The following is an 8,539-nucleotide window of genomic DNA, read 5'->3' as shown; positions in this document are numbered from 1 at the left end:
CCCAGTTTTTCGCCCCCGCTGAACAGGCGACCATCCCACTGCTGGTGCCGAGAGAACACCTGCTAGCCGCCAACTCCCTTTATCAAGCCACCAGCATGGGGGCCACGATCGTTGGCTTTGCCCTTGGCGATCCAATCCTGCGAGGACTCAACCACCTGCTTCAAACGGTGGGCATCAACGGTGGCGAATTTCTGCTTCTGCCGTTCTGTTACGGCATGGCGGCCATCAGTCTGAGCACCATCCAGATGCGCGAACCACCGAGAAAGGACAGCCGCGATTCAGTCTGGAAAGAAATCGTGGCGGGGATCAAGGTGCTTCGAGAGCAGACATCGGTCCGCGGAGCCATGGTGCATCTCGTGGTTCTTTACAGCCTGCTAGCCGCGCTTTATGTGCTGGCGATCAGCCTGGCGTCTGCCATCCAAGGGCTGGGGCCAACAGGCTTCGGAACCCTGCTGGCCATGAGCGGATTAGGGATGGCGGTTGGCGCTGTGCTGGTGGCACAAATGGGCCATCGTTTTAGCCGTCGTCGCCTCGCCGCAGCCGGGCTGGGCACGATCACCTGGTGTTTGGTCATGCTCGGGCAACTGCGCGGAAATCTCAGCATCACCTTGACCTTGTGCGGCGTCCTCGGAATTGGGGCCGCTCTCGTGGCGATTCCGGCTCAGACCACGATTCAGGAGGACACCCCAGAGTCTCAGCGAGGTCGGGTCTTCGGACTACAGAACAACCTGATCAACATTGCGCTCAGCCTGCCCCTGGTTCTCGCCGGTGCCCTGGTGAGCAGCATTGGCTTGATCCCTGTGCTCTGGGTGCTTGCAGCACTTTCTTTAACGGCCGCTCTTTGGGAGCGGCCTTGGGAGCGCTGCTAACTTCAGACTCGGCTTCGAGACGGTGCCAGTGGCCCACATTGCCTGGCTCGGCAAAAAAACTCCGTTCTGCGGCAATGTCACCTACGGGCTGAGCACCACTGAGGCCTTAAAGAAACGCGGCCATCAAACCAGCTTCATCCATTTCGATAACCCTGGCGCTCCCAGCAGCAACACGTCATTGCTGGCTCACGATCCGGACGTCAGCCTTCCCTATCTGGTGAAGTCGCAGGTTTACACCATTCCCTCCCCTAGGGCGCAGAGGGAATTGAGGGAGTCCTTGGAGAGGCTGCAGCCCGATGTCGTGCATGCCAGCCTCACCCTTTCTCCCCTCGACTTCAGGCTGCCGGAGCTTTGCCAACCGTTGGGCATTCCCCTGGTAGCAACCTTTCATCCACCGTTTGATGCAGGCTTGCGCAACCTCACAGCAGGCACACAACAGCTCAGCTACCAGCTCTACGCGCCTGCTCTCTCCCGCTACGACCGAGTGATCGTCTTTTCCGATCTTCAGGCGGAAGTCCTCAACCGTTTAGGAGTTCACGAAAGCCGCCTTGCCGTCATCCCCAATGGCGTGGATCCAGACCGCTGGTCTCCCGCTCCAAGCCATCCCGCCTCGATCAGCAAGGAGCTGCATGACGTGCGCTCACGGCTTGGTAATCAGCGCATTTTTCTCTACATGGGGCGGATCGCAACCGAGAAGAATGTGGAAGCGTTATTGCGAGCCTGGCGACTGGTGAAGCCAGCCGGCTGCCGGCTCGTCATCGTGGGTGACGGCCCCCTGCGAAGCACGCTCCAAAACGTGTATGGGAATGGGATCGGAGACCTGTTGTGGTGGGGCTATGAAGCCAATCTCCATACCCGCATCGCCCTGCTCCAGTGCGCTGAGGTGTTTGTGCTGCCCTCACTGGTGGAGGGCCTCTCGATCGCCCTACTCGAGGCCATGGCCTGCCAATGCGCCTGCATCGCCACAGATGCTGGTGCTGACGGAGAAGTCCTCGCAGGTGGGGCCGGCATCGTGCTCAGCACGCAAGGGGTCACCACCCAGTTGCGCACGTTGCTGCCCGTTCTCCGTGACCAACCTCTGCTCACGCAAGAGCTAGGGCGGCGAGCGCGTGAGCGGGTCATGGAGCGCTACCGCATGGTGTCCAATATCGATGCTCTGGAAGCGCTTTACGACACCCTGATCCAGCAGAAACCACTAGCCGCTGAAGCCAGGGCTTAATTCGCCATGCCCCGTCCATGTTGCGTGGCGGCAACGATGGCTTCAATCAACGCCGAACGCAAGCCAGATTTCTCGAGATGACGCAACGCCGCCATGGTGGTTCCACCTGGAGACGCGACCATATCTTTAAGTTCGCCAGGATGCAGCTCCTGCTCCTGCAATAAGGCGGCGGTCCCAGCGAGAGTTCGATGCGCCAAATGATGGGCCTGCGACCGAGGCATTCCCATGGCAACAGCACCATCGGCCATCGCTTCCGCGATTAAGGCCACGTAGGCAGGACCGGACGAAGTGAGCGCCAGAAAAGTATCGAGCCGTTCCTCGGGAAGCTCGAGAACCTCACTCACGGGCTCAAAGAAGGAGCGCACTTGCTGCTTCTGTGGATCAGAGATGCCATCCCCCCAAGCCAGACCCGTGAGTCCCTGACCCACCAAGCAGGGAGTATTCGGCACAGCACGCACACACAGACGGCCAGGGAATAAAGCTTGGAGCCGCACCAGGGGAACCCCAGCCAGCACGGACAGCAAAAGGCTTGATCCCGATGCAGGCGTTTCTAATGGGGGTGGCGCCGAGGCAGCGACCCCATCGAGCATCTGAGGCTTAACGGCCAAGAGTTGAACCGACGCAGCCCAAGCGTGTTGTGCCGCGGAATCACTGGCAGCTACTACTTTCAGGCCAGAGGGCACTCGCGCAGACACCCTTGCAACAGAGTCCTGTCGGCCCACAACTGCAATCACCTGATCAGCAGGAATCAGTTCCTGCTCAATCAAGGGAATCACGAGGGCCTGAGCCATCCGGCCCAGACCAATCACACCTAATGCAATCGGCACTGATGGATCAAAGTGCGGTGGCGCTTGTGGCACTCCAGGCGGGAGTCGGAGCGATGCTGGCCTCGGCGGACGCTTGCTCAACGTCCTTTGAAACGTGAGTCGGAACGGAGGCTTCGTCCTGGGTGGCGTTGGTCACGGTCACGCAGCTGGGCGCGAACAGAAAAATGCTTTCGCCAACACGCTCTTGATGACCATCAATGGCAAAGGTTCCACCTGCAACAAAGTCGACTGCGCGCTGGGCTTGATCCGGCTCCATCATCGTGAGATTAATGATCACCGTTTTACGCTCACGCAGGGCTTGGATCGCTCCAGGCATTTCATCAAAACTGCGGGGTTCCATCAAGGAAACCTCAGCCGTTCCGGTGCTGATACCAGGCATCCCAATCACATTGGAGCCAGTGAAAGATGGCTCACTGTCAAAGGGATTGCCCGACTCAAGAGTTGCCAAAGCACTCGACATGGAGTGGGACGGACCTTCCTCGACTTCGTCCTGCTCGCCAGTGTCGTAATCGAGATCGTCATAATCACCATCAAGGTAATCATCACCCGCAACGACAGCACGAAGACGAGAAATCAGTGACACCGGAAATGAATCAAACCTGGACCCTGAATAGCGCTCTACGGAGTTGTGAGCAAGAGTGACTAGGCGATTTGATCATCTTCACAACCGACCATCCTGCTGAATGGGGGGTCAAACCAAGTGTTCAGGTCTCGGTCCAAACAATCCAGATCCCACGCGAATCCAGGTAGCACCAGCCTGGGCCGCCTGCTTCCAGTCTCCGCTCATGCCCATCGAGCAATCGGACAAAGCGAGCTCATCCGCGAGGGTTCTGCAGTCATGAAAGAGGCTCTGACGCTCTTCCGGCCCTAAGCCAAGTGGGGCCATGGTCATCAGCCCAATGGGCTTCAAGCCTGGGAGTAACTGCAACTGTGGCCAAACCTCACGCAAAGCATCCGGCTCCCAGCCACCCTTCGCCGGGTCGTCTCGAAGCTTGACCTGAAAAAACACCTCCGGATTCTGGTTTTCCTCCAGTGCAATCCTTGATGTGCGCTCTGCGACTCCCTGAGAATCGATCGAATGAATCACGGGAAAGGCTCGCACGACAGCCCGAACTTTGTTGGCCTGCAGGCGTCCTATGAAATGCCAACGCAAGCCACTGAGATCTTCCAAGGCCTGTTGTTTCGGGAGTGCTTCCTGCACCCTGCTCTCGCCAAAATCAACTTGTCCCAAAGCGGCCAGTTCACGCACCGCATCGGCAGGGTGGCCTTTGCTGACAGCAAGCAAATGAGTGGCATCTGGACACTCAGCCTGAATCGCCTGCCAGCGGGACTGAACCGTCTCAGAGTCTGAGCTGCTGGACACCATCAAATGAAGGTTTGATCGAACAGCTGCTTCCAATCCGCGAAATCGGCAACGCGATCACGACGGCAGCGCGCCAGATGAAGCTCTGCATGATGCGGTGCGTGAACTGGCCGCTTTGGGACAAGTTGATTTTGGCGAGAGCAGGGTGCAGGAAGCACTCCCGAAACAACAGGCCTTGGAAGATCTCAGTGGCTTGCGTTGGCATTTCATAGGACGCCTGCAGGCCAACAAAGTTCGGGCTGTCGTGCGAGCCTTTCCCGTGATTCATTCGATCGATTCTCAGGGAGTCGCAGAGCGCACATCAAGGATTGCACTGGAGGAAAACCAGAATCCGGAGGTGTTTTTTCAGGTCAAGCTTCGAGACGACCCGGCGAAGGGTGGCTGGGAGCCGGATGCTTTGCGTGAGGTTTGGCCACAGTTGCAGTTACTCCCAGGCTTGAAGCCCATTGGGCTGATGACCATGGCCCCACTTGGCTTAGGGCCGGAAGAGCGTCAGAGCCTCTTTCATGACTGCAGAACCCTCGCGGATGAGCTCGCTTTGTCCGATTGCTCGATGGGCATGAGCGGAGACTGGAAGCAGGCGGCCCAGGCTGGTGCTACCTGGATTCGCGTGGGATCTGGATTGTTTGGACCGAGACCTGAACACTTGGTTTGACCCCCCATTCAGCAGGATGGTCGGTTGTGAAGATGATCAAATCGCCTAGTCACTCTTGCTCACAACTCCGTAGAGCGCTATTCAGGGTCCAGGTTTGATTCATTTCCGGTGTCACTGATTTCTCGTCTTCGTGCTGTCGTTGCGGGTGATGATTACCTTGATGGTGATTATGACGATCTCGATTACGACACTGGCGAGCAGGACGAAGTCGAGGAAGGTCCGTCCCACTCCATGTCGAGTGCTTTGGCAACTCTTGAGTCGGGCAATCCCTTTGACAGTGAGCCATCTTTCACTGGCTCCAATGTGATTGGGATGCCTGGTATCAGCACCGGAACGGCTGAGGTTTCCTTGATGGAACCCCGCAGTTTTGATGAAATGCCTGGAGCGATCCAAGCCCTGCGTGAGCGTAAAACGGTGATCCTTAATCTCACGATGATGGAGCCGGATCAAGCCCAGCGCGCAGTCGACTTTGTTGCAGGTGGAACCTTTGCCATTGATGGTCATCAAGAGCGTGTTGGCGAAAGCATTTTTCTGTTCGCGCCCAGCTGCGTGACCGTGACCAACGCCACCCAGGACGAAGCCTCCGTTCCGACTCACGTTTCAAAGGACGTTGAGCAAGCGTCCGCCGAGGCCAGCATCGCTCCGACTCCCGCCTGGAGTGCCACAAGCGCCACCGCACTTTGATCCATCAGTGCCGATTGCATTAGGTGTGATTGGTCTGGGCCGGATGGCTCAGGCCCTCGTGATTCCCTTGATTGAGCAGGAACTGATTCCTGCTGATCAGGTGATTGCAGTTGTGGGCCGACAGGACTCTGTTGCAAGGGTGTCTGCGCGAGTGCCCTCTGGCCTGAAAGTAGTAGCTGCCAGTGATTCCGCGGCACAACACGCTTGGGCTGCGTCGGTTCAACTCTTGGCCGTTAAGCCTCAGATGCTCGATGGGGTCGCTGCCTCGGCGCCACCCCCATTAGAAACGCCTGCATCGGGATCAAGCCTTTTGCTGTCCGTGCTGGCTGGGGTTCCCCTGGTGCGGCTCCAAGCTTTATTCCCTGGCCGTCTGTGTGTGCGTGCTGTGCCGAATACTCCCTGCTTGGTGGGTCAGGGACTCACGGGTCTGGCTTGGGGGGATGGCATCTCTGATCCACAGAAGCAGCAAGTGCGCTCCTTCTTTGAGCCCGTGAGTGAGGTTCTCGAGCTTCCCGAGGAACGGCTCGATACTTTTCTGGCGCTCACTTCGTCCGGTCCTGCCTACGTGGCCTTAATCGCGGAAGCGATGGCCGATGGTGCTGTTGCCATGGGAATGCCTCGGTCGCAGGCCCATCATTTGGCGCATCGAACTCTCGCTGGGACCGCCGCCTTATTGCAGGAGCAGGAGCTGCATCCTGGCGAACTTAAAGATATGGTCGCGTCTCCAGGTGGAACCACCATGGCGGCGTTGCGTCATCTCGAGAAATCTGGCTTGCGTTCGGCGTTGATTGAAGCCATCGTTGCCGCCACGCAACATGGACGGGGCATGGCGAATTAAGCCCTGGCTTCAGCGGCTAGTGGTTTCTGCTGGATCAGGGTGTCGTAAAGCGCTTCCAGAGCATCGATATTGGACACCATGCGGTAGCGCTCCATGACCCGCTCACGCGCTCGCCGCCCTAGCTCTTGCGTGAGCAGAGGTTGGTCACGGAGAACGGGCAGCAACGTGCGCAACTGGGTGGTGACCCCTTGCGTGCTGAGCACGATGCCGGCCCCACCTGCGAGGACTTCTCCGTCAGCACCAGCATCTGTGGCGATGCAGGCGCATTGGCAGGCCATGGCCTCGAGTAGGGCGATCGAGAGGCCCTCCACCAGTGAGGGCAGCACAAACACCTCAGCGCACTGGAGCAGGGCGATGCGGGTATGGAGATTGGCTTCATAGCCCCACCACAACAGGTCTCCGATCCCATTCCCATACACGTTTTGGAGCGTGCTTCGCAGGGGGCCGTCACCCACGATGACGAGCCGGCAGCCGGCTGGCTTCACCAGTCGCCAGGCTCGCAATAACGCTTCCACATTCTTCTCGGTTGCGATCCGCCCCATGTAGAGAAAAATGCGCTGATTACCAAGCCGTGAGCGCACGTCATGCAGCTCCTTGCTGATCGAGGCGGGATGGCTTGGAGCGGGAGACCAGCGGTCTGGATCCACGCCATTGGGGATGACGGCAAGGCGGCTTTCGTGAACTCCTAAACGGTTGAGGACTTCCGCCTGAAGATCGGAAAAGACGATCACTCGGTCGTAGCGGGAGAGAGCAGGCGCGTAGAGCTGGTAGCTGAGCTGTTGTGTGCCTGCTGTGAGGTTGCGCAAGCCTGCATCAAACGGTGGATGAAAGGTTGCTACCAGGGGAATGCCCAACGGTTGGCAAAGCTCCGGCAGCCTGAAGTCGAGGGGAGAAAGGGTGAGGCTGGCATGCACGACATCGGGCTGCAGCCTCTCCAAGGACTCCCTCAATTCCCTCTGCGCCCTAGGGGAGGGAATGGTGTAAACCTGCGACTTCACCAGATAGGGAAGGCTGACGTCCGGATCGTGAGCCAGCAATGACGTGTTGCTGCTGGGAGCGCCAGGGTTATCGAAATGGATGAAGCTGGTTTGATGGCCGCGTTTCTTTAAGGCCTCAGTGGTGCTCAGCCCGTAGGTGACATTGCCGCAGAACGGAGTTTTTTTGCCGAGCCAGGCAATGTGGGCCACTGGCACCGTCTCGAAGCCGAGTCTGAAGTTAGCAGCGCTCCCAAGGCCGCTCCCAAAGAGCGGCCGTTAAAGAAAGTGCTGCAAGCACCCAGAGCACAGGGATCAAGCCAATGCTGCTCACCAGGGCACCGGCGAGAACCAGGGGCAGGCTGAGCGCAATGTTGATCAGGTTGTTCTGTAGTCCGAAGACCCGACCTCGCTGAGACTCTGGGGTGTCCTCCTGAATCGTGGTCTGAGCCGGAATCGCCACGAGAGCGGCCCCAATTCCGAGGACGCCGCACAAGGTCAAGGTGATGCTGAGATTTCCGCGCAGTTGCCCGAGCATGACCAAACACCAGGTGATCGTGCCCAGCCCGGCTGCGGCGAGGCGACGACGGCTAAAACGATGGCCCATTTGTGCCACCAGCACAGCGCCAACCGCCATCCCTAATCCGCTCATGGCCAGCAGGGTTCCGAAGCCTGTTGGCCCCAGCCCTTGGATGGCAGACGCCAGGCTGATCGCCAGCACATAAAGCGCGGCTAGCAGGCTGTAAAGAACCACGAGATGCACCATGGCTCCGCGGACCGATGTCTGCTCTCGAAGCACCTTGATCCCCGCCACGATTTCTTTCCAGACTGAATCGCGGCTGTCCTTTCTCGGTGGTTCGCGCATCTGGATGGTGCTCAGACTGATGGCCGCCATGCCGTAACAGAACGGCAGAAGCAGAAATTCGCCACCGTTGATGCCCACCGTTTGAAGCAGGTGGTTGAGTCCTCGCAGGATTGGATCGCCAAGGGCAAAGCCAACGATCGTGGCCCCCATGCTGGTGGCTTGATAAAGGGAGTTGGCGGCTAGCAGGTGTTCTCTCGGCACCAGCAGTGGGATGGTCGCCTGTTCAGCGGGGGCGAAAAACTGGG

At 58.6% G+C, this 8,539-nt stretch carries 9 protein-coding genes and 1 pseudogene; 5 read left to right on the top strand and 5 right to left on the bottom strand.

The features are described from left to right. The coding region (locus NCN04_RS04560; RefSeq protein WP_250395304.1) for an MFS transporter at positions 1-869 on the top strand (869 nt) is incomplete at its 5' end. A gap of 28 nt (positions 870-897) precedes the next feature. After that, the gene (locus NCN04_RS04555; RefSeq protein WP_250395307.1) at positions 898-2,088 is read left to right on the top strand and encodes a glycosyltransferase family 4 protein; all 1,191 of its coding nucleotides are present in this window, start codon (positions 898-900) and stop codon (positions 2,086-2,088) included. On the opposite strand, the gene proC (NCN04_RS04550) is transcribed toward NCN04_RS04555, so the two are convergent. From proC (NCN04_RS04550) to NCN04_RS04540, 3 genes are all read right to left on the bottom strand, one after another. Continuing rightward, the gene (gene proC / locus NCN04_RS04550; protein WP_350223231.1) at positions 2,085-2,915 is read right to left on the bottom strand and encodes a pyrroline-5-carboxylate reductase; all 831 of its coding nucleotides are present in this window, start codon (positions 2,913-2,915) and stop codon (positions 2,085-2,087) included. The genes NCN04_RS04555 and proC (NCN04_RS04550) overlap by 4 nt on opposite strands. A gap of 7 nt (positions 2,916-2,922) precedes the next feature. After that, positions 2,923-3,498: a cell division protein SepF gene (locus NCN04_RS04545; RefSeq protein ID WP_250395306.1), complete on the bottom strand. Its 576-nt coding sequence runs from the start codon at positions 3,496-3,498 to the stop codon at positions 2,923-2,925. Positions 3,499-3,606: 108 nt separating this feature from the next. Then, positions 3,607-4,281, bottom strand: a complete 675-nt coding sequence (locus NCN04_RS04540) for a YggS family pyridoxal phosphate-dependent enzyme (protein ID WP_250395305.1) — start codon at positions 4,279-4,281, stop codon at positions 3,607-3,609. A gap of 91 nt (positions 4,282-4,372) precedes the next feature. On the opposite strand from NCN04_RS04540, the pseudogene NCN04_RS04535 reads away from it, so the two are divergent. The 3 genes and pseudogenes from NCN04_RS04535 to proC (NCN04_RS04525) form a co-directional block, all read left to right on the top strand. Further along, a pseudogene (locus NCN04_RS04535) lies at positions 4,373-4,933 on the top strand (YggS family pyridoxal phosphate-dependent enzyme); the annotation flags it as partial. A 108-nt stretch (positions 4,934-5,041) separates the two neighbouring features. Further along, on the top strand, positions 5,042-5,617 hold the full coding sequence (locus tag NCN04_RS04530) for a cell division protein SepF (protein ID WP_048345876.1): 576 nt from the start codon (positions 5,042-5,044) through the stop codon (positions 5,615-5,617). Positions 5,618-5,624: 7 nt separating this feature from the next. Next, complete coding sequence (proC, locus tag NCN04_RS04525) at positions 5,625-6,455, top strand: pyrroline-5-carboxylate reductase (protein ID WP_350223231.1); 831 nt, start codon at positions 5,625-5,627, stop codon at positions 6,453-6,455. Here the strand turns inward: proC (NCN04_RS04525) and NCN04_RS04520 are convergent. Next, complete coding sequence (locus NCN04_RS04520) at positions 6,452-7,642, bottom strand: glycosyltransferase family 4 protein (RefSeq protein WP_250395307.1); 1,191 nt, start codon at positions 7,640-7,642, stop codon at positions 6,452-6,454. The genes proC (NCN04_RS04525) and NCN04_RS04520 overlap by 4 nt on opposite strands. Positions 7,643-7,670: 28 nt before the next feature. Beyond that, positions 7,671-8,539, bottom strand: an 869-nt coding sequence (locus NCN04_RS04515; RefSeq protein WP_250395304.1) for an MFS transporter, incomplete at its 5' end; no start/stop codon positions are given.

Source organism: Synechococcus sp. MU1655 (genome assembly GCF_023630655.1).
GTDB lineage: Bacteria > Cyanobacteriota > Cyanobacteriia > PCC-6307 > Cyanobiaceae > Synechococcus_C.
This window is presented reverse-complemented; position numbering and strand designations above follow the sequence as displayed.

Coding starts and splice junctions, on each gene's coding strand:
- NCN04_RS04540 (WP_250395305.1), bottom strand. CDS start 4,281: ATGGTGTCCAGCAGCTCAGACTCTGAGACGGTTCAGTCCCGCTGGCAG.